This window comes from Dechloromonas aromatica RCB (assembly GCF_000012425.1).
The window spans coordinates 2,820,245-2,838,843 of sequence record NC_007298.1; the positions used below are offsets into that span (position 1 = coordinate 2,820,245).

Genomic DNA, 18,599 nt, shown 5'->3' on the forward strand with positions numbered 1-18,599 from the left:
GGTTCCTCATTTTTGTTCGGGGAGCAGGCCCAGGGCCTGGCGCAGGGCGGAGATCCCAGCGGCTAGGTCAATTCGGGTGCGAGCGTTTTGCCGTTCGGCTTCGACGGATTCAAGTTCGATGCGCAGGCGGGTCGGCAGGTCGCTCTCCCCCAAGCGGAAGGACTTGTCGAAGAAACCCCGCGACTCACGTGCCAGTTGGGCGCGTTTCTCGGCTGCCGCCAGTTGGGTGCGACCCGATTCGACGCGCACCCGGGCCGCTTCCAGATCAGCCGCCAGGCGCTCGCGTTCGAGGCGAAGTTGCCCCTCGGTTTCGAGGGCTTCGGCGCGGGCCAAGCCGAGTTTGGCGCGATTGCGGCTATCCGAACCAAACGGGATGCGTACGCCGAGCGTGACGGTCTGCTGATAGTCGTCGCCGAAAGCGCCCCGCTCGCGGGTAGTGGCCAACAACAGTTCGGGATTGTTCCTAGTCTGCACGCTGGCCAGATCGGCGCTGCGGCGGGCGACTTCGGCCCGGTCGAACAGTTCGACGACCGCCGGGTGGGTCGCATCCAAGGAGGTGAAGTCGGCAGGCACCGCCGGCGGGGTTTCCGGTCCGTCGGCTGCATTCTCGTCCGGTAGCTTGCCAATCAAGGCGCGCAGTTGCTGAGTGCTGGCGGCCAGCAGGCTGGCGCTTTCCGCCAGCGTTACCTCGGCGCTGGCCGCCGCGCCATCGGCCTGATGCTGGTCCGAGCGGGCCAGGTCACCGGCCTTGGTTCGGCGGCGGACATCTTCTGCCAGTTTTTGCGCGCTGACCATGCGTTCGCGGGCCAGCGACTGTTCCCCACGGGCCCGCTGCCAGTTCCACCAGGCATCACGCACGGCGGCGGCAGTGCGCAGTTGGGCGGCCGTCACCCGGCTATCCAGAGCTTTGGATTCAGCATCGGCCAAGGCGCCCTGACGAGAGCGTTCGCCCGGCAGCCACAGGGGTAAGGCGACGCCGGCCATGTATTCACGGCTACCTTGATTCTTGCTCAGTTGGTCGGTCTTGCCAGACAAATCCAGCGAAGGCGGTTGGGCCGTCCAACTACCGGCAACTCGCCGACGCGCTTCGGCAGCATCGCGCCGCAGATCGAGGGATTGCGCTTCGGGTTGCCGTGCCCAAGCAGCCTCAAAGGCTTGCGACAGGGTAATCAAGGCACCAGCGGGGGCTGGCGTCGATTGCGCCCATAAGTCGCCGGTCGCTAGCGCAGCGAGCGAGCACAGCCCGGCCACGAGTAGGCGGGCCGGTAAAAAGGTGGTTCGTGAAACCGATTTGCTTCGAGACATCCAATTCTCCAGTGATGAAAAGACACACGGGGAATCGGCGAGGTGCGACCGGGAAGCGTCGCAATGCGTCAGGGCGGATCAGTCCACCACAGCCGCAAGGGAGAAGCGCAGAAAAGTGCTATCCACCCCGCCGATTAGGCGAGGACGGACCAGTTGGGGCGTTCGGGGTGAGCGAGAGGCGGCGCGGTCAGATTTCCCGGTAGCCAGGGAATCGCAAAGGACGCGCTGCTTGAAGCCGGCAAGGAAGCCATGCTGAAAATCGCCGCAGCACAACTCGCATGACAGGCGACGCAATCGCCGTCGATGCCACCACCCAAGGTTTTGGCATCCGGCGTGCCATCCTGATCGGCAGCGGCCTGATGCTGGTGGTCATGATGACCGAAGTGCTGTGCTGCCGCTCCGGTCTCGTGCTGGCAATAGCCGGCCACCGCCGCCCAGGAGAACTGGAACGGCAGAAATACGAGAAGAAGGATAGAGAGCCAGCGGCGCATGGGCGGGATTGTATCAGCGAAAGTCTTTACCGGAAGTCCACCGCAGGATGCGCACGCCGTTACCCACCACCAGCAGACATGGCACCCATGTCGGCGAATACGGCCATTCACATGGGTGCATTGCCAAAATTCCCCCATCCGCACTTTCGGGAATCGGCGCTATTCGACCGAGTAGAGGCGCGACGACTCACCCGCTTTGGGCAAGGTATATACCTTGAGCGTTCCCACGATGTGCGGCCCCATGCCTGGGGCATTGGCCGGCATGCCTGGAATGGTCAGGCCCCGTACCGACGGCTTTTCGGCCAGCATTTTCTTGACTGCGGAGGCGGGCACATGGCCTTCCACGGTGTAGCCGCCAACTTTCGCCGTATGGCAACTAGCCAACTGCGGGGGTACCCCAAACCGTTGCCGCTCCTCGTCCATGGCTCGGGTATTGACTTGCTTGACCTTGAAACCGGACTCTTGCATGTGCTTGACCCACTCGGTGCAGCAACCGCAATCGGGATCTTTATAGACGGTCACTTCGGGCAGTTGTGCCGCAAGGGCACTCTGTAGTGCGGTGGTCGCTAACAGGCAGGCAATGAGCTTTTTTAACATGAAAATAAACCTTTCAAGAGATGGCAGATGGGCTAAACGCCAGAAATGGGAAAATGTGATAACCGGCGTCAATCGAACTTCATATCAATGGTTTTCTCAATCGGCGGATAACAGATGCCGAGTTTCTCATTGCACCCCTGATAAGACGCATACAGAGTGAAGGCTTTAGACTTGGGAGCGCGTTCCAGAACGATTTCCGCGACGACGGGCGATTTGTAGACTTCAATCAGCCCAAAATAGGGATCGTTCTTCATCTCGCCGGAAGGTAGTTTGACCTCCTTGATCCGGAAGCCGCTGGCGTTCTTCAAGGCGAAGCGGACCTTGTTTTTGTAGAGGTAGTGCTTCTTGGCAGGAATGATTTCAGCCACCACCGTATCGCTACCCTTCAGGGACGCCTTGAGCCGAAACGCCTGATCAGGAGGCAAGGGTTCCTCGGCTGCCGAAGCGCAATGGACCAGGCCCAGGAGGATCAAGGCAGACAGCGTGCGACGATCAAATAGTGAGAAGGATCGTTGAGCCATTTTGTGTTCCTCGTTTTGGTTTATAGCCAGAATTTGCATCGAGATTTCCTGCGCCCTTGCTAAGGGAAGGGGGCGCCTTGCTTTGAGCTGACGACAGCAAGGTTCCCCAGAGAAGAATCAAGGCGCTCAGACAAAGCGCCGTATCGGCGAGATTGAAGGCTGACCAGTGCCAGCCGCCGGCATGGAAGTCCAGATAATCCACGACCGCTCCCTGGACCAAGCGATCTACCAGGTTGCCGACGGCACCGCCGAGGAGCAGGCTATACTCCCACCCTTGCCACCGGTTCGCCACGCCTTTCAGCAACATGACGGCCAACCCCACCGAGACGGCCAAGGCTAATGGCATCCCCATGGGGCTATATCAGAGGATGGGTACCCGCCTTTCCAGCGTGGAAACATGCACCCATCCCGAACAAGGCTGTCCGGCATGGCCATAGCGAACGATCAACTCGACCAGCGCATCGGCAGCGTCGTCCTCACAAACCAATTCAAGTTTGGTTTGCAGGACGACCGGCTCTCCCAGTTCGACAGAATAGTGCTGCTGCGTGCTGTCGCTGGTCGCATGCACGCATTGCACTTGCGAAATGGCGATATGGAAGCATGCCGAACCCGCCTGCGCATCGCACGCCCCGGACTCCCTCAGCGCCTGGATGACCGCCGCCGTGCGGTGGGGATGAATGAATGCCTTGATTTCCTTCATTGGCTTGCTCCTTCCAGAGTCGGTGATTGCCTGCGCTGCTCCATCCACTCATAGACCAGCGGCAGGATGAACAGGGTGAGTGCGGTGGATGAGACGAGACCGCCCACCACGACGGTCGCCAGCGGGCGTAGCACCTCCGAGCCAACACCAGTAGCCAGCAGGAACGGCAGCAGCCCGAGAATCTCTACCAAAGCCGTCATCAGCACCGGCCGCAAGCGCAGCACTGCACCCTGCACCACGGTTTCCCGGATGCTCAGCCCCTGTTCGCGCAGACCATTGAGAAACGAGATCAGCACGATGCCGTTCAGCATGGCGACGCCGAAGACCGCGATGAAGCCGACCGCCGCCGGCACCGACAGATACTGGCCGCTGACGAACAGCGAAATGATCCCGCCGATGGCGGCGAAGGGCACGTTGGCGATGATCAGCGTGGCGTAGCGCACCGAGTTGAAGGCGGTATAGAGCAGGATGAAGATGAGGCCGATGGTCAGCGGTACGATGACCGCCAGCTTGGCCATGGCCCGTTGCTGGTTCTCGAAGGCGCCGCCCCATTCCTGCCAGTAGCCGGCGGGGAGCTTCAACTGCGTCTTGAGCCGCGCTTCTGCCTCTTTGACGAAGCCATCCACGTCGCGCCCCTTGACGTCCAGTTGCAGCACCGCATAACGCTGCAATTGCTCGCGGCGAACGAAGGAATAGCCTTCGGTCAGTTCCACGGTCGCCACCCGCGACAGGGGCACCAGGGCGCCGCCGACCGTACGGATCGGGATGGCACTCACTGCCTCGCTGCTGTTGCGGAACTCGGGCGGCAGCCAGACTTGAATCTCGTAACGGCGCACGCCGTCGATCAAGGTGCTGACCGCCTTGCCGCCAATGCCCGCCTGCACCACGTCGAGCACGTCGTCGGCATTGATCCCGTAGCGGGCCGCTTCCGGACGATTCACCTTGATGACCATCTGCGGTTTGCCCTGATTGGCTTCCAGCGCCACGTCGGTGGCCCCCGGCACTTTTTCGACAATCTCCTTGGCCTCAGCCGCCAGCCTGTCGAGGGTGGCCAAGTCTTCGCCGTACAGCTTCAGCGCCAGCGTCGCCCGCACCCCGGAGATCAGTTCCTCGACTCGCATCTGGATGGGCTGGGTCGCCGCCAGAACGGCCGTGGGGATTTCCTTTTCCAGGCGTTCCTGCAACTGGGCGGACAGTTCGCGGTAGCTTATCCGTTCAGGCCAGGATTCGTGCGGCTGGAGGTCGACCAGGATTTCCATGTAGTTGACATCCGCCGTTTCGCCTTTCTCGGCGCGGCCGATCATGGCCAGCGAATGCTTGACCTGGGGAAAGGACTTGAGGGCTTCGTCGATGCGCTGCGAAACGGCAATGGACTCCTCCAGCGAGGTGGACGGAATGCTGGTCACCCGGAACATGATCTCCTGTTCTCCCAGGGTGGGCATGAACTCCTTGCCGAGGAAGGGGAAGAGCGCCAGCGAAGCGATGAACAGGGCGCCGGTGGCCAGCATGACCCGTCGTTTGTTCGCCAGCGTCCTTAGTAGCAGCGGTTCGAAGCGCTGCTTGAGCCAGCACACCAGGCGCGGATCTTTTTCCTGCTTTGGGCGCAATGCCAGGGCGCATAGCACCGGCATCAGGGTGACGGTCAGGATCAGTGAGCCAACCATGGCGAAAGTCATGTTGATGGCCAGGGGCTTGAACAGCTTGCCCTCCAACCCGGTCAGGGCAAAGAGTGGCAGGAAAACCACGATGATAATGAGGACGCCGAAGGCGACCGGATTCATCACCTCGCGGGCCGCCTTGAGCACGACCGCCGTCCGGTTGACCGGCTTGCCGGCATGGTGAGAGAGCTGCCGGAAAGCGTTTTCCACCAAGACCACAGGCCCATCGATGGTCATACCCAAGCCGATGATCAGCCCACCCAGGGACATGAGATTGGCCGACATCCCCACCCCGTCCATGAAGAGGAAGGCGATTAGCCGTGCCATGGGAATAGCGACCACCACAATCAAGGCCGAACGCACATCTCCCAGGAACAGGAACAGAACCAGGACCACCAGCGCAGCGCCTTCCAGCATGGCACGGTCAGCCATGCCGATAGCCTTGCCGATCAACTCGGTACGGTCGTAGGCGACATCAAACTTGATGTTCTCGGGCAGAGTTTTGAGGGCGGTAGCCACCTTTTGGCGAACGGCTTCGACCACCTGCTGGGCGTTCTCGCCAGTACGGGCGAGCGCCATGCCAAGCACCACCTCCTTGCCGTCCTTGGTCACCGCGCCGGTGCGCAATGCCGGCGCCGGGCGGATATCCGCCACATCCCGGACATAGATCGGGGTGCCTTGGCGCTCAGCCACCAGAATGCCGCCAATGTCTTCCACATTGGCCACCAGCCCCAGTCCACGCACCAGGTACTGCTCGCGCTGGATATTGATGTACTGGCCGCCGACCTGCCGGTTATTGGCGGCGATGGCGGTCATCACCTCCTTGTAGCCCAGGCCGTACTTGATCAGCCGGCGCGGGTCGATCAGCACCTGGAACTGCTTTTCATCGCCGCCCCAGGAGGTCACGTCGTCCACACCCGGTGCCGTGCGCAGGATCATGCGTACACCCCAGTCCTGGGCGGTGCGCAGGTCCATGCCGGAGAGCTTGTCGTCCATCGTCTCCAGCGTGTACCAGAAGACCTGGCCCAGCCCGGCGGCGTTCGGGCCGAGGACGGGTTCGCCATAGCCTTCGGGGATGCGCGACTTGGCCTCGATCAGCTTCTCGCCTACCAGGCGGCGGGCGAAATAGATGTCCATGTCGTCCTTGAAATAGACGCTGACGAAAGACAGGCCGAAGATGGACGTGGAGCGGATTTCCTCGACCTTGGGCAGGCCGGCGAGGACCGATTCGACCGGGAAGGTCACCAGCTTTTCGATGTCCTCGGCCGCCAGGCCCGGCGATTCGGTATAGATGTTGACCTGGACCGGCGTCACATCGGGGAAGGCATCCAGGGGCAGCCGCTGCCAGGCCCGCGCCCCGAGGAGCACGATCAGCGCCAGCGCCACCAGAACCAGGAGCTTGTAGCGTAGGGAAATATCGACGATCTTGTTGAGCATGGCTGTCCCTTAGTCGTGATCGCCGATTTTGGATTTCAGCAGCCGCGCCTTGAGCGCATAGGCGCCTTCGACCACGACCGCCTCACCGGCCTCGATGCCTTCCTTGACCACGAAACGGCCACCGAGGTTGTCGCCCAACTCGACTTCCCGTTTCTCGAACCCTTCCTTCTCACGAACGAAGACGGTCTTCTTTCCCTCCAGCAGGAGCACGGCGCTCGTCGGCACGGTCAGCGCCTTGCCCGCCGTGGCGGTGTCGATGGCGGCGTTGGCGAACATGTCGGGCTTCAGGCGGCCGTCGGCATTGGCAACTTCGACGCGAGCCTTGATCGTCCGGCTTTCCTTATCCATGACGCTGCTGATGTAGGTCAGGCGCCCCTTGAACAACTCGTCGGGATAGGCGGCAACCGATACGCCGACCGTGGCGCCGACCTTGATCTTGCCGAGGTCTTTCTCGAACAGATTGGCCTCGATCCAGACGACAGACAGATCGGCCACGGTGAACAGGGACTTGTCCGGCTGGGCAAGCTCACCCAGCACCGCCGTCTTCTCGATCACCGTGCCGGCAAAGGGCGCGCTAACCGGGAAGACCGAGACGGCCGATTCCGAGCGGGCCGGCGGCACACCCATCAGACGCAGCTTGTCGGTGGCCGCCCGCAGGTTGGCGCGGGCTTTTTCCAGTTCAGAACGGCTGCGCAGATAGTCCTTTTCCGGCACGATCTGCTCCGCATGGAGCTTTTCGGCGCGCTCGAAATCGGCTTGGGCCAGCCGGAACTGGCTGTCGGCCTGAAGATAAGCGGAATGAGCTTCACCGATCTCGATACTGTCCAGGCTGGCCAGGGTCTGCCCGGCCTTGACCCGGTCGCCCAGTTTGGCCGTGATGCCGACGAGGCGGCCCGGCACCCGTGGGACGACATGCGCCAGCCGGTCCTGGTTGGCCTGAATGGTGGCCGTGACGGCGATGCGCTCATGGACTTCGGCTTCGTTGGCTTCCTCGGTGCGGATGCCGGCCGCCTTGATGTCCGCCTCGGTCAGATGGATTTGACCGGCTTCCGGCGCTTCGCTGGCTGCTTCCTTGTCGTTGGCAGCGGTCTTTTCCGGGGCGACGGTTTGGCTTTCGGTTGCCGGCTTGGCCTCGGGGGCATTGCGGCCGCAGGCGGCCAGCGTCAGCAAAAGCACCAGGGCGGCGGCGGTCAGGGTACGGGTCATCATTTGTTCTTCTCGTGGGCAAAGTTGGGCCAGCCGGCGGTCTGTTCCAGGGCAATGCGGGTCTGGATGAAGTCGCCGAGGGCATCAAGATAGTCGCGACGGGCGTCCAGCAACTGACGATTGACCAGCAGCAGTTGCAGCAGGCCGATTTCGCCTGCCCGATAGGCGGTAGACGACAGGTGCCGGTTCTCGTCGAGGGCCGGCAAGACGGACTCGCCCAGCCGTTTGACGCGGCCTTGCAGGCTGCTCAGCCGTTGCCAGAGGGCATTCACCTGGGCCGTGACTTCTCGCTCGGTGCTTTGTCGCTCAATTTCCGCCTGGGTCAGTTCTGTCATCGCCTTGCCAATTCCGGCGCCATTGCGGCGGAACAGCGGCAATGGAACGGAGAGCGTCAGACGGGTGAACTGTTCGCGGGTGTCGTAGGGGCCTTCCCGGCCCGTGCTCAGGCCCACCGTGATATCGGGATAGGCGGCCGAGCGTTCCAGGCCGAGTCGATTGCGGGCAGCCAGTTCCCGGTGTTCCAATGAACGCAGCAGGGGCCGTTCGCGGGCTGCTGCCTGCAATGTTTCCAGGGTGGCAGCCATCGGCATCGCCCGCAATTCACCAACTGTTTCCGGCAAGGTAGTGGCGGGTAGTTGCAGCGCCGTCGCCAGCTCAGCGCGGGCCTGCAGGAGTTGTTCGTCGAGCACGGCAAGCTGGTTGTGGCCGCGCTCGGCTTCCACCGCCGCCAGGTTGCCGTCGAGGCGGCTATCCTCGCCCGCCGCCACCCGTTTCTTGACCGCCGAAGCGGCGTCGTTGACGGCGCTCAGAGCCTCACGCTCGGTCTCGATGCGCCGTTGCAGGATCAGTACCCGGTAGAAACGCTGCTCGACTTCGGCGCGTACCTGGCGGCGGACTTCGTCGATGCTTTCCGTGACGGCGGCGAGCTCGCGGACGGCAGCTTCGCGCCGGTAACCGGCCTGACCGGCGATCTCGAAGGTCTGCGAGATACCGACCGTCTGTTCATGGAAACGGTTATCCGACTGGCCCGCTTGTGGAACGCGACGGCGGGTCTGGTCTGTCGAGAGCTGCGGATTGTTGTAGAGCAGGCCGGAGCTGTCCCGCAGTTGGCCTTCGGCGGCGTCGAGATTGGCACGAGCGGCGCGTAGCGTCGGATTGGCGCTCTCTGCCAAGCGCCAAGCCTCGTCCAGCGTCAATGGAGCAGCCGCAAAGGCGCTGCCAGTGGCAAGGACAAGGCCCGCCAGAATGCCGAGACGACGCGACCAAGCGCGCTCCCCGGCAGGGGTGTCGAACAACATGGGAGAAACCTTTCAAGCGATGAAGAAGCAGAATGCGCTACGGCATCCGCTGAGGAACTAGGTCGGTCTAGGCTTGAAAGGCGCTTCGGGGCGGACGGAACAGACTGTCGCCGGATTGAGTGGGTAGGTCGATTCCCCCCTCGCTATTAAAAACAACATCAGCGGACGGTAGGACAAAAGTCTGCGCGCTGGATTCGAGGCCCGTCAGATGGGTCTGGGCATGACATCCATGATTGCACAACTTCTCAGTCGAGGTGTGATCGCCGGAGCCGCCACCCGAAACGGCGATACTGGTCTCGTCGGACAAGGCATCCGCCATCGCTTCCGCGCTATAGCCCCATAGCGACGCGCTGACCAGACACAAGGCCAGCAGCATCGCGACAAGCGAGCGGGAGCGGAAGCAGAAACGACGGAACATGGCTATCGATTATCGAGAATTGGTCTCAACTGGTCAAGTAATGCAAGGAACAAGTGCAGGAATGATTTCAGCCACCACCGTATCGCTACCCTTCAGGGACGCCTTGAGCCGAAACGCCTGATCAGGAGGCAAGGGTTCCTCGGTTGCCGAAGTGCAATGGACCGCGCCCAGGAGCATCAAGGCAGACAACGTGCGACGGTCAAATAGGGAGAAGGATCGTTGAGCCAATTTGTGTTCCTCGTTTTGGTTTATAGCCAGGATTTGCATCGAGATTTCCTGCGCCCTTGCTAAGGGGTCGCCTTGCTTTGAGCTGACGACAGCAAGGTCCCCCAAAGAAGAATCAAGGCGCTCAGACAAAGCGCCGTATCGGCGAGATTGAAGGCTGGCCAGTGCCAGCCGCCGGCATGGAAGTCCAGATAATCCACGACCGCTCCCTGGACCAAGCGATCTACCAGGTTGCCGACGGCACCGCCGAGGAGCAGGCTATACCCCCACCCTTGCCACCGGTTCGCCACGCCTTTGAGCAACATGACGGTCAGCCCCACCGAGACGACCAAGGCGAGGGCAATGAAGACATAGCGTTGCCAACCGCCGGCATTCGCGAGAAAACTGAAGGCTGCGCCGCTATTCAGGATGTGGACAAGATTGAAAAACGGTAACACCGTTTCGCCTGCGCCCAAGGGGAAGGTCCCCGCGATCCAATGCTTGGCCCCTTGGTCCGCCAAGGCCACACCGATGGCCAACCCCAGCCAGCGGTACCGGACCCTCATGGGCTTATCCGTGATCATTTGCGCAACAGCCGCACGCCGTTTCCCACCACCAGCAGACTTGCGCCCATGTCGGCGAATACCGCCATCCACATGGTTGCATTGCCAAAAATGGCGAGTCCGAGAAAGATCGCTTTGATGCCCAGGGCCAGCCCGATGTTTTGCCAGAGTACCGCATGGGTGCGCCGAGAGAGGCGAATGGTCTCAGGAATACGCCGCAGGTCGTCGTTCATGATCACCACGTCGGCCGCTTCCATCGCCGTGTCCGTGCCAGCCGCGCCCATCGCCACGCCGATGTCGGCACGCGCCAGGGCTGGCGCGTCGTTGATGCCGTCGCCGGTCATCGCGGTCGGGCCATAGCGACGCTGCAAATCTTCGATGGCCGCCAGTTTCTCCTCTGGGAGAAGATTGCCCCGAGCGTCGTCGATGCCGGCCTCCTTTGCGATGCTCGCGGCCGTCGCCACATTGTCGCCGGTCAACATGACCGAGACGACACCGAGACGGTGCAGATCGGCCACCGCCTCCCGCGAACTTTCCTTGATGGTGTCCGCCACCGCAAAAATCGCCAGCACCTGCTTTGCCGATGCCAGCATGGTGACCGTCCGGCCTTGCATCTCGTGCGCCTGAAGGCGAGCCTCGATTTCGGCGCTGCACAAGTTGCGCTCCTCAACCAGTCGATGGTTGCCGAGAAAGAGGCGTTGGCCATCCGTGCGAGCTTCAATACCTCGTCCGGCGAGTGCGACAAAATCGGTCAAGCCGTTCTCTGGAACCTTGAGACCGGTCGCAATCGCTTTTGAGACCGGATGGTCCGAGTGTCCGGCCAGGCTGGCCGCCCAGGCAAGCACTTGCGATTCGGGGACCGCCGAGGGAAGTATTTCCGTGGCGACCAGACGGGGTTTGCCTTCGGTAATGGTACCGGTCTTGTCGAGGGCAATGACCCGCAGTTTTCGGGCCTCTTCAAGATAGACACCGCCCTTGATCAGGATGCCGCGTCGGGCCGCTGCCGCCAGCCCGCTGACCACCGTCACCGGCGTGGCGAGCACCAACGCGCAGGGGCAAGCGATGACCAGCAGCACCAGGGCCTTGTAGATCGCCTGCGTCCAGGTCCAGCCGAGGAGCCAGGGTGTCAGAACGGCCACGGCAACCGCGATGCCGAACACGGCCGGGGTGTAGATTGCGGCAAACCGATCCACGAAGCGTTGGGTTGGCGCTTGCGTCCCCTGCGCCTGTTCGACCGCGTGAATGATGCGGGCCAGCGTGGTGTTGTCGGCAGCAGCCGTCACACGGAACTCCAGGATGCCGGTTTCGTTGATCGTGCCGGCAAATACCGGGTCGCCTACCACCTTGTCAATCGGGATACTTTCGCCGGTGACCGGCGCCTGATTGACCGCACTGCTTCCTGCCGTCACCTGACCATCGAGCGGTATCCTGGCGCCGGGTTTGACCCGCACGCAGGACTCCAGCGTTACCGCTGCGGCCGGAACGTCCAGCCACGTTCCATCAGCCTGCCGAACTTCCGCCGTCTCTGGCGTCAGGTCGAGCAGGCCCTTGATGGCGTTACGCGCCCGATCCACGGAGCGGGCTTCGATCAGTTCGGCAATGGCATACAAGGCCATGACCATCGCCGCCTCGGGCCACTGTCCTATGAGGAAGGCCCCGGTCACCGCCACACCCATCAGCGCGTTCATGTTCAACTGCCCGCGCCGCAATGCCGCCACGCCTTTGCTATAGGTAGAAATGCCGGACAGCCAGATGGCGGCGACGGCTAATGCCATACCGAAACCCTTGAAAGGCAATGTGTCGGGCGCGAAGAAATCCAGGGCTTCAGCGCCGACGGCCAGGCCCAACGCCAGAACACTTCGCCATAGCTCACTGACGCCGACGTTTTTCGTTTCCGCCTGATCTGCCGACACCGCTTTGGGGCTGAACCCCGCCTTGCGGATGGCGGCCAAGGCTGCATCGAGGGCATCTGTCGTCGCATCTATCGAAATTGTGCGTGCAGACAGTTGGAAACGCAGGGAACGGATGCCATCGATACCGGCCACCGCCCGACGGATGTCATTCTCCTCGTTCGGGCAGTCCATGGTTGGAATGACGAAAACGGGTATGCCATCGCTTTGGGCGAGATCGGAAGCTGCCGGGATTTCTGTGGCGGTGGTCATTTCTGCGGAACAGCCACCCGCACAGCCGCTATGGGCAGTTTCTTGAAGAGGTTTCGGGTGGGGATCAAGACTCATGGCGTTCTCCTTGTTTCCTGCATTAGGAACCCTTGAGTGGCTACAGAGTCAAGTGATTACAATAAAGGAAAATAGTCGGAGCCGAAGCAATGCTTGAGTTAGTCAAAGTTCTGGGATTGTTCGCCATAACGGCGCTGGCCGAGATTATCGGCTGCTACCTGCCATGGCTGGTGCTGACCCAGCAGCGTCCAGTTTGGCTCTTGATCCCCGCCGCCGTCTCCTTGGGGCTGTTTGCCTGGCTACTGACCCTGCACCCCGGTGCCGCCGGCCGAATCTACGCCGCCTACGGGGGTGTCTACGTGGCGATTGCCTTGATCTGGCTATGGCGGATTGATGGCGTTGTGCCGACCCGATGGGATCTTGTTGGCAGTGCGGTCTCGCTGGCCGGTATGGCGATCATCATGCTCCAACCGGCCCGGTCCGTTTGAACGTCAGGAGGCGAAGATGAAAATCGGCGAACTGGCCCGCCTTGCCGGGACGAATGTGGAAACAATCCGCTATTACGAGCGTGATGGGCTGCTGCCAGTGCCTGCCCGCAGTGAAGGCAATTACCGCATATATGGCGAACCCCATGTCCAGCGACTGTTCTTTATTCGGCGTTGTCGCGGTCTGGACATGACGCTTGATGAAATCCGGGTATTGCTGCACTTCAAGGAGTCACCCCAGGAAAACTGCGCGGATGTGAATCGTCTGCTTGATCGGCACATTGGGCACGTCGCCCAACGGATGCAAGAACTCCAGGAACTGGAGAGGCAACTAAAAGACCTGCGTGAGCGGTGTGGCGAGGCGCGGGAGGCTGCCCACTGCGGCATTCTTGACGGCTTGTCTCAAGCGTTTGTACCTGGCGGCAAGACGGCATCCCATGTTCAGGGAACGCATCGGCATGGCGCAAACCGCAGCTTGGCGAAAGGTAATCAAGGCAACCAAGTTTGATGGCATTAGCTTAGCGTACGATTTATTCCGTTTTCTGTGATGTCCCCTATCAGGGTCCGACCAAGACAGAAACCAGATGACTAATTCCTGGGAACCGAGACGGCAGCGTGCCACCCAGCAGATCCAGATCGTACTGCACCATAGCGTTGTCGTTTGACTCACAACTCATTGCAGAATCGCTGTCGATTTGACACTGCCGGAGATGACGATTGCTACGGTCAACTGCGATTTTGGGTAAAAAATCGAGTTGCGCCAGCGTTACTTGTCCGGCGAGTCCGTTAGCGGTGGCCGTGGAACGAAGCAGCAGACATCCCCGTTGTCGTCGAAGGTGACCTGGCAGGCACAGACCAACTGCTCACGCAATCGCTGCCGGGCCCGCTGGATTCTGGATTTTGCTCCCGGCAGGGAAATGCCGAGATGTTCAGCCAGGGCCTGCTGCGAATTTCCTTCGATGTCGCAGAAAGTGATCGCCAGTCGGTCATCAGCCGACAGTTCGGTGAGCACCCTCGGCAGGCATTGGCTCAAAGCGTCGACCGTGGGTGCTTCATCGAGCAACACCTCGGGAACGTCATCGGGCAGCGGCACATGCTCGTGGGCATGTCGGAACCGATCGGCCAGAATATTGCGGGCGACCTGGTAGAGCCATGCCCTGGGGTTTTCGATGATGCAGAACTGCGTGTCCTGACGCAGTGCCCGGATGAAGACTTCCTGCAACAGGTCATCAGCTTCTTCGAGCAAACCGGAGCGGTGGCGCAAAAAGCCGCGCAATTCAGCCTCATGGGCCGCCCAGGCAGTGAGCAGGCAGGGCACGCCCATGCTAGTCGGGCGGCCCACGGCGCAGGGTGCCGGTCAGATCACAGCCGGCCGAAACCGTATTGAAAACCGTCCCGTATTTCTTGAGGTTCTCATGCAATAACTCAAGCCGTCGATCAGGTTCATCGGTATCGACCCAAACCGTGTATTCGATACGCGCCATCTTCGGCGGCGCATCCTGCCGCCAGCCATGAATACGTACTGCCACACCCCGGAATTCGAACTTGAGCATCGGCGTAACGCGCTCGATACCCTTCAGCATGCAGGCCGATAGCGCAGCGAGCAGCAATTCCGCCGGATTGAACGCATCCTCCCGACCGTCGAGATTGGTATCGAGCGCCACTTCGGCGCACTTGGTGGTCGCCACGCTGCCTTGTGCTGATAGCCGCTGGGCGAAGACTTCGTACTCAAGCATGATCAAACCCTGGTCGATTGGAAGGACGCGTCGATTATCAAGCAGTTTCGGTTGGGAAAAAGCGTTTCTTGAACCACAGCGAAAGGCTGACCAGCGCAATCATGACCGGCACTTCGACCAACGGACCAATCACCGCAGCAAAAGCCGCGCCGGAGTTGATGCCATAGACGGCGATGGCTACTGCAATGGCCAGTTCGAAGTTATTGCTGGCAGCGGTGAACGACAGCGTGGTGCACTTTTTGTAGTTCACTCCGACTTTCTTGCTCATGTAGAACGAGAACAAGAACATGACCACGAAGTAGATCAGCAGCGGGATGGCAATGCGCACGACGTCGAGGGGAATGCTGACGATCAACTGCCCCTTCAGGCTGAACATGACGACAATGGTGAAGAGCAGCGCAACCAGGGTAATCGGACCGATCTTCGGCACGAAGTGCGTGTGATACCACTCCTTGGTCACGTAGCGCAGCATGATGACGCGGGTCAGGATACCGGCAACGCAGGGAATGCCGAGGTAGATGAAGACGCTCTCGGCGATCTGGCCAATCGAAATATCCACCGCCATGCCACTCAGCCCAAACATGGGTGGTAAGACGGTGACGAAGAACCAGGCATAGACGCTGAAAAACAGCACCTGGAAGATCGAGTTGAAGGCGACCAGGCCAGCGGCGTACTCGGTTGAGCCTTTGGCGATCTCGTTCCAGACAATGACCATGGCGACGCAGCGGGCCAGCCCAATGAGGATCAAACCGACCATGTATTCGGGCTTGTCCGGCAGGAAGATGATGGCCAACGCGAACATCAGGATCGGCCCGAGTATCCAGTTCTGCACCAACGACAGGCCGAGTACCTTCTTGTCTTTGAAGACGTCAGGCAATTCCTCATAACGCACCTTGGCGAAGGGCGGGTACATCATCAGGATCAGGCCAAGCGCAATCGGGATGTTGGTCGTCCCAACCTGGAAGCGGTTGATGAAGGCCTCGGTACCCGGCACAAAATAGCCAAGACCGATACCCAGCGCCATGGCGGCGAAAATCCAGACCGTCAGGTAACGGTCGAGGAAGGATAGTTTTTTGGTAACTTCACTCATGATTTATCTCGATCAGGCTGTCACAGGATGGCAATTGGCCAGAGCGCGCAAACGCTCGACGCCAACCGGCTCATCCTGGATCAGCGGAACAACTGCGTAACGTACAGCATGGGTATGCGCCACCAGGTCGATCTGGGCCAGTTCATTGACGGCGCGTTGGCGCAGTAACGGAGAGGACGACTGCACTGCCGCGACGCTGTTATTGATGACCCAGGCCCAGGGCTCGATGCCGGCCCGGCGCAAATCCGATTGCAGGTTGGCGGCTTCAAGCACCGGCGTCGTTTCGGCCAGCGTCGCAATCAGCACCTTGGTCTGTTTGGCGTCCTGCAACTGCATCATCGGCGTGGTGTAGTGCATGTCCTTGCCGCTCATCTGACGGGCGATTTCGCGGTGATAGGCACCGGTCGCATCAAGCAGCAACAAGGTGTGGCCGGTGGGCGCCGTATCCATGACGACGAATTTCTTGCCGGCTTCGCGGATGACTCGGGAGAAAGCCTGGAAGACGGCAATTTCCTCGGTACAGGGCGAGCGCAGATCTTCCTCCAGCAGCGCCCTGCCCTGGGCATCCAGCGTCGCTCCTTTGCTCTCCAAAACATGCTGACGATAACGCTCGGTTTCGGCCTGCGGGTCGATACGGCTGACGGTCAGATGCTCAAGACTGCCGGCCAGGGTTTCCGACAAATGCGCGGCCGGATCTGAGGTCGTCAGATGAACCGGCAAACCACGGCTGGCCAGTTCGACGGCGACGGCTGCAGCCAGCGTCGTTTTGCCAACCCCGCCCTTGCCCATCAGCATGACCAGTCCATGACCATCGGCAGCAATACCGTCTACCAGCACGGCCAGGCTTGGAACTTCAGGGAGCACCGTCGCAGCAGGAATATCCGATGCCGCATCAAAAACACTGGCGACCAGCAACTTCCGAAGCGCATCCAGACCGACCAGGTTGAACGGCTTCAAACCGACCTGGTCGATGGGCAAGGCTTTCAGAACCGCCGGGATCTCAAGCAAGGCAGCCTGCTCACGGTTGTAGATGGCTTTGGCCAGCAGATCGCTGCCCACGGCAGACTCAGGCAGGACACCATTGATCACCAGATACTGCTGCTTGAGACCGATGCCGGCCAGTTCTTCATGTGTCCGGGAAACCTCGCGCAAGGTCGCGGCCTGGGCGCGGGCAACCAGGATCAGCCGTGTCCGTACGGGATCGGCCAACGCTTCTACCGCAGACTTGTACTGGGTACGTTGCTTTTCCAGACCAGCCAAAGGCCCCAGACAGGAAGCATCGCCTTTGCCCTCTTCAAGGAAGCCAGTCCATGCCCCGGGCAATTGCAGCAGGCGAATGGTATGGCCGGTCGGCGCGGTATCGAAAATGATGTGATCGTAGCCGGCAACCAGCGCTGAATCGGTCAGCAGCGCGGTGAACTCGTCGAATGCGGCAATTTCCGTCGTGCATGCGCCCGACAGTTGTTCCTCAATCCCCTTCACAACGGCTTCCGGCAATACGCCACGCACCGGACCGACAATCCGGTCCCGATAGGCCTGGGCCGCTGCCTGCGGGTCGATTTCAAGCGCGAACAAACCCGGAACAGCCTCGATACCGACAATTCGGTTACCGATGTCCACGCCAAACACCTGGCCAACATTGGAAGCCGGATCGGTGCTGACCAGCAGAACGCGCTGTCCGGCTTCGGCCAACTGGATTGCGGTGGCGCAAGCGATCGAGGTTTTACCCACCCCGCCTTTGCCGGTGAAAAACAGATAGCGCGGCGGCTGTTCAAGGAATTTCATGGCGACCCTTATTTGGTTAGCAGCACTTGGAACCGCTGCAACAGCTTTTGGCCGGCGATACTGCGTCGACCGCTGCAGCTTCCATTTTTGCCCAGCGCGCCAACTCGGCACGGTTCGGATAACGACCAGCTAGGGCAAATTCGCCATCGACCAGGATCAGCGGCAATGCCTCTTGACCCGAACGCTCAAGGAAGCCTTTGACGACGGCGTTTTCAGCGAAGGCCATGGGCTGCTGGGCAAGGTTGAAGCGTTCAACTTGTGCCCCTTGCTGCTTTGCCCAATCGACGTCGGCAGAAAAGCTAACCAGTTGCTGGTCGACATCAACGCCACAAACGCCAGTGCTGCAGCACAAGGCGGGATCGAAAATTTGAATCACTGACATGAGATTACTCCTTCAAAAGGTATGCCCAATCTACCGGCACTATTGAATGCGCCAGCCCTAAAAATTCCGTTTCACCTAGCGGCTTGAGACTCCAGCCTCAAACTGTCGATCAACTCTCCGATCGCAAACTCCAACTGGCGGAAGGACTTTAAAAATGCCAGATCCAGTTCGTCATGTGTGCCCGTTGCCTCCTCCGGGTCAGAAACTGGCCAGCACACTGCATCTTGCCCATTGATCGATCGGACACTATTGAGCAGTGCTGAATCTTCACAAAACGTTATGATTTTTTGCGGCTTGATAAATACGTGCTCAATCGGCTTGGGTTTGAGCAGATGCGTCGGAATTGCATACCGGCTCAGCAATGAAATTACCCGTAGATGAACGTCTTTCGCTGGCTGGTATCCGGCACTGGAAGCAAGCCAGCCCTGCGGCGCCAAATGGTTGAATATTGCCTCCGCCATGATGGACCGACAGGAGTTGCACCAATCAACGAACAACACGCTCACGGCAATGGGCTCACTGGTCACCTGCTACACCCTTCAAGGC

At 60.6% G+C, this 18,599-nt stretch carries 21 protein-coding genes; 2 read left to right on the plus strand and 19 right to left on the minus strand.

From position 1 onward, the window contains the following. Positions 1-6: 6 nt before the first annotated feature. The 13 genes from DARO_RS13420 to DARO_RS13475 form a co-directional block, all read right to left on the minus strand. A complete protein-coding gene (locus DARO_RS13420) occupies positions 7-1,305 on the minus strand; it encodes a TolC family protein (RefSeq protein ID WP_011288349.1) in 1,299 nt (432 codons plus the stop codon). A 134-nt stretch (positions 1,306-1,439) separates the two neighbouring features. Further along, complete coding sequence (czcI, locus tag DARO_RS13425; RefSeq protein ID WP_011288350.1) at positions 1,440-1,796, minus strand: cation efflux protein, CzcI family; 357 nt, start codon at positions 1,794-1,796, stop codon at positions 1,440-1,442. A gap of 159 nt (positions 1,797-1,955) precedes the next feature. Then, positions 1,956-2,393, minus strand: a complete 438-nt coding sequence (locus DARO_RS13430) for a DUF411 domain-containing protein (RefSeq protein WP_011288351.1) — start codon at positions 2,391-2,393, stop codon at positions 1,956-1,958. Positions 2,394-2,461: 68 nt separating this feature from the next. Continuing rightward, a complete protein-coding gene (locus DARO_RS13435) occupies positions 2,462-2,953 on the minus strand; it encodes a protein-disulfide reductase DsbD N-terminal domain-containing protein (protein WP_157037214.1) in 492 nt (163 codons plus the stop codon). Next, entirely contained in the window at positions 2,886-3,221 is a 336-nt protein-coding gene (lspA, locus tag DARO_RS22390; protein WP_011288353.1) for a signal peptidase II, read from the minus strand. The genes DARO_RS13435 and lspA (DARO_RS22390) overlap by 68 nt, the downstream gene beginning before the upstream one ends. Positions 3,222-3,275: 54 nt before the next feature. Then, on the minus strand, positions 3,276-3,614 hold the full coding sequence (locus DARO_RS13440) for a P-II family nitrogen regulator (protein ID WP_011288354.1): 339 nt from the start codon (positions 3,612-3,614) through the stop codon (positions 3,276-3,278). Continuing rightward, entirely contained in the window at positions 3,611-6,709 is a 3,099-nt protein-coding gene (locus DARO_RS13445) for an efflux RND transporter permease subunit (protein WP_011288355.1), read from the minus strand. Before DARO_RS13445 ends, DARO_RS13440 begins: the two co-directional genes overlap by 4 nt. Positions 6,710-6,718: 9 nt before the next feature. Further along, positions 6,719-7,918, minus strand: coding sequence for an efflux RND transporter periplasmic adaptor subunit (locus tag DARO_RS13450; RefSeq protein WP_011288356.1), 1,200 nt, complete (start codon positions 7,916-7,918; stop codon positions 6,719-6,721). Continuing rightward, positions 7,915-9,213, minus strand: coding sequence for a TolC family protein (locus tag DARO_RS13455; protein WP_011288357.1), 1,299 nt, complete (start codon positions 9,211-9,213; stop codon positions 7,915-7,917). The genes DARO_RS13450 and DARO_RS13455 overlap by 4 nt, the downstream gene beginning before the upstream one ends. 67 nt (positions 9,214-9,280) lie before the next feature. Next, a complete protein-coding gene (locus tag DARO_RS13460) occupies positions 9,281-9,631 on the minus strand; it encodes a hypothetical protein (RefSeq protein WP_011288358.1) in 351 nt (116 codons plus the stop codon). A gap of 33 nt (positions 9,632-9,664) precedes the next feature. After that, positions 9,665-9,898, minus strand: coding sequence for a hypothetical protein (locus tag DARO_RS13465; RefSeq protein ID WP_198134041.1), 234 nt, complete (start codon positions 9,896-9,898; stop codon positions 9,665-9,667). A 20-nt stretch (positions 9,899-9,918) separates the two neighbouring features. Continuing rightward, the gene (gene lspA / locus DARO_RS13470; protein ID WP_497462975.1) at positions 9,919-10,401 is read right to left on the minus strand and encodes a signal peptidase II; all 483 of its coding nucleotides are present in this window, start codon (positions 10,399-10,401) and stop codon (positions 9,919-9,921) included. 14 nt (positions 10,402-10,415) lie between these two features. Continuing rightward, positions 10,416-12,635 carry a heavy metal translocating P-type ATPase gene (locus tag DARO_RS13475; protein ID WP_011288360.1) on the minus strand — a complete coding sequence of 740 codons (2,220 nt, stop codon included), beginning with the start codon at positions 12,633-12,635 and terminating at the stop codon, positions 10,416-10,418. An 89-nt stretch (positions 12,636-12,724) separates the two neighbouring features. On the opposite strand from DARO_RS13475, the gene DARO_RS13480 reads away from it, so the two are divergent. Beyond that, positions 12,725-13,063, plus strand: a complete 339-nt coding sequence (locus DARO_RS13480; RefSeq protein WP_011288361.1) for a YnfA family protein — start codon at positions 12,725-12,727, stop codon at positions 13,061-13,063. A 16-nt stretch (positions 13,064-13,079) separates the two neighbouring features. After that, on the plus strand, positions 13,080-13,568 hold the full coding sequence (cadR, locus tag DARO_RS13485; RefSeq protein ID WP_011288362.1) for a Cd(II)/Pb(II)-responsive transcriptional regulator: 489 nt from the start codon (positions 13,080-13,082) through the stop codon (positions 13,566-13,568). 258 nt (positions 13,569-13,826) lie between these two features. Here the strand turns inward: cadR and DARO_RS13490 are convergent, their stop codons facing one another. From DARO_RS13490 to DARO_RS13515, 6 genes are all read right to left on the minus strand, one after another. After that, positions 13,827-14,402 carry a sigma-70 family RNA polymerase sigma factor gene (locus tag DARO_RS13490; RefSeq protein WP_497462976.1) on the minus strand — a complete coding sequence of 192 codons (576 nt, stop codon included), beginning with the start codon at positions 14,400-14,402 and terminating at the stop codon, positions 13,827-13,829. After that, positions 14,386-14,796 (minus strand): OsmC family protein, encoded by a 411-nt coding sequence (locus DARO_RS13495; protein WP_011288364.1) that lies wholly within the window; start codon positions 14,794-14,796, stop codon positions 14,386-14,388. The genes DARO_RS13490 and DARO_RS13495 overlap by 17 nt, the downstream gene beginning before the upstream one ends. Positions 14,797-14,833: 37 nt before the next feature. Then, the gene (gene arsB, locus DARO_RS13500; RefSeq protein WP_011288365.1) at positions 14,834-15,886 is read right to left on the minus strand and encodes an ACR3 family arsenite efflux transporter; all 1,053 of its coding nucleotides are present in this window, start codon (positions 15,884-15,886) and stop codon (positions 14,834-14,836) included. 12 nt (positions 15,887-15,898) lie between these two features. Next, positions 15,899-17,671 carry an arsenical pump-driving ATPase gene (gene arsA / locus DARO_RS13505; protein ID WP_011288366.1) on the minus strand — a complete coding sequence of 591 codons (1,773 nt, stop codon included), beginning with the start codon at positions 17,669-17,671 and terminating at the stop codon, positions 15,899-15,901. Between the two features lie 16 nt (positions 17,672-17,687). Then, positions 17,688-18,053, minus strand: a complete 366-nt coding sequence (gene arsD / locus DARO_RS13510) for an arsenite efflux transporter metallochaperone ArsD (RefSeq protein ID WP_011288367.1) — start codon at positions 18,051-18,053, stop codon at positions 17,688-17,690. A 71-nt stretch (positions 18,054-18,124) separates the two neighbouring features. Then, entirely contained in the window at positions 18,125-18,580 is a 456-nt protein-coding gene (locus tag DARO_RS13515; RefSeq protein ID WP_049758702.1) for a low molecular weight phosphatase family protein, read from the minus strand. Positions 18,581-18,599 lie beyond the last annotated feature (19 nt).

Excerpts from the sequence above, each read along its gene's own strand:
- DARO_RS13420 (WP_011288349.1), bottom strand. The coding sequence starts at position 1,305 with ATGTCTCGAAGCAAATCGGTTTCACGAACCACCTTTTTACCGGCCCGC.
- czcI (WP_011288350.1), bottom strand. The coding sequence starts at position 1,796 with ATGCGCCGCTGGCTCTCTATCCTTCTTCTCGTATTTCTGCCGTTCCAG.
- DARO_RS13430 (WP_011288351.1), bottom strand. The coding sequence starts at position 2,393 with ATGTTAAAAAAGCTCATTGCCTGCCTGTTAGCGACCACCGCACTACAG.
- DARO_RS13435 (WP_157037214.1), bottom strand. The coding sequence starts at position 2,953 with ATGCAAATTCTGGCTATAAACCAAAACGAGGAACACAAAATGGCTCAA.
- lspA (WP_011288353.1), bottom strand. The coding sequence starts at position 3,221 with ATGTTGCTGAAAGGCGTGGCGAACCGGTGGCAAGGGTGGGAGTATAGC.
- DARO_RS13440 (WP_011288354.1), bottom strand. The coding sequence starts at position 3,614 with ATGAAGGAAATCAAGGCATTCATTCATCCCCACCGCACGGCGGCGGTC.
- DARO_RS13445 (WP_011288355.1), bottom strand. The coding sequence starts at position 6,709 with ATGCTCAACAAGATCGTCGATATTTCCCTACGCTACAAGCTCCTGGTT.
- DARO_RS13450 (WP_011288356.1), bottom strand. The coding sequence starts at position 7,918 with ATGATGACCCGTACCCTGACCGCCGCCGCCCTGGTGCTTTTGCTGACG.
- DARO_RS13455 (WP_011288357.1), bottom strand. The coding sequence starts at position 9,213 with ATGTTGTTCGACACCCCTGCCGGGGAGCGCGCTTGGTCGCGTCGTCTC.
- DARO_RS13460 (WP_011288358.1), bottom strand. The coding sequence starts at position 9,631 with ATGTTCCGTCGTTTCTGCTTCCGCTCCCGCTCGCTTGTCGCGATGCTG.
- DARO_RS13465 (WP_198134041.1), bottom strand. The coding sequence starts at position 9,898 with ATGCAAATCCTGGCTATAAACCAAAACGAGGAACACAAATTGGCTCAA.
- lspA (WP_497462975.1), bottom strand. The coding sequence starts at position 10,401 with ATGAGGGTCCGGTACCGCTGGCTGGGGTTGGCCATCGGTGTGGCCTTG.
- DARO_RS13475 (WP_011288360.1), bottom strand. The coding sequence starts at position 12,635 with ATGAGTCTTGATCCCCACCCGAAACCTCTTCAAGAAACTGCCCATAGC.
- DARO_RS13480 (WP_011288361.1), top strand. The coding sequence starts at position 12,725 with ATGCTTGAGTTAGTCAAAGTTCTGGGATTGTTCGCCATAACGGCGCTG.
- cadR (WP_011288362.1), top strand. The coding sequence starts at position 13,080 with ATGAAAATCGGCGAACTGGCCCGCCTTGCCGGGACGAATGTGGAAACA.
- DARO_RS13495 (WP_011288364.1), bottom strand. The coding sequence starts at position 14,796 with ATGCTTGAGTACGAAGTCTTCGCCCAGCGGCTATCAGCACAAGGCAGC.
- arsB (WP_011288365.1), bottom strand. The coding sequence starts at position 15,886 with ATGAGTGAAGTTACCAAAAAACTATCCTTCCTCGACCGTTACCTGACG.
- arsA (WP_011288366.1), bottom strand. The coding sequence starts at position 17,671 with ATGAAATTCCTTGAACAGCCGCCGCGCTATCTGTTTTTCACCGGCAAA.
- arsD (WP_011288367.1), bottom strand. The coding sequence starts at position 18,053 with ATGTCAGTGATTCAAATTTTCGATCCCGCCTTGTGCTGCAGCACTGGC.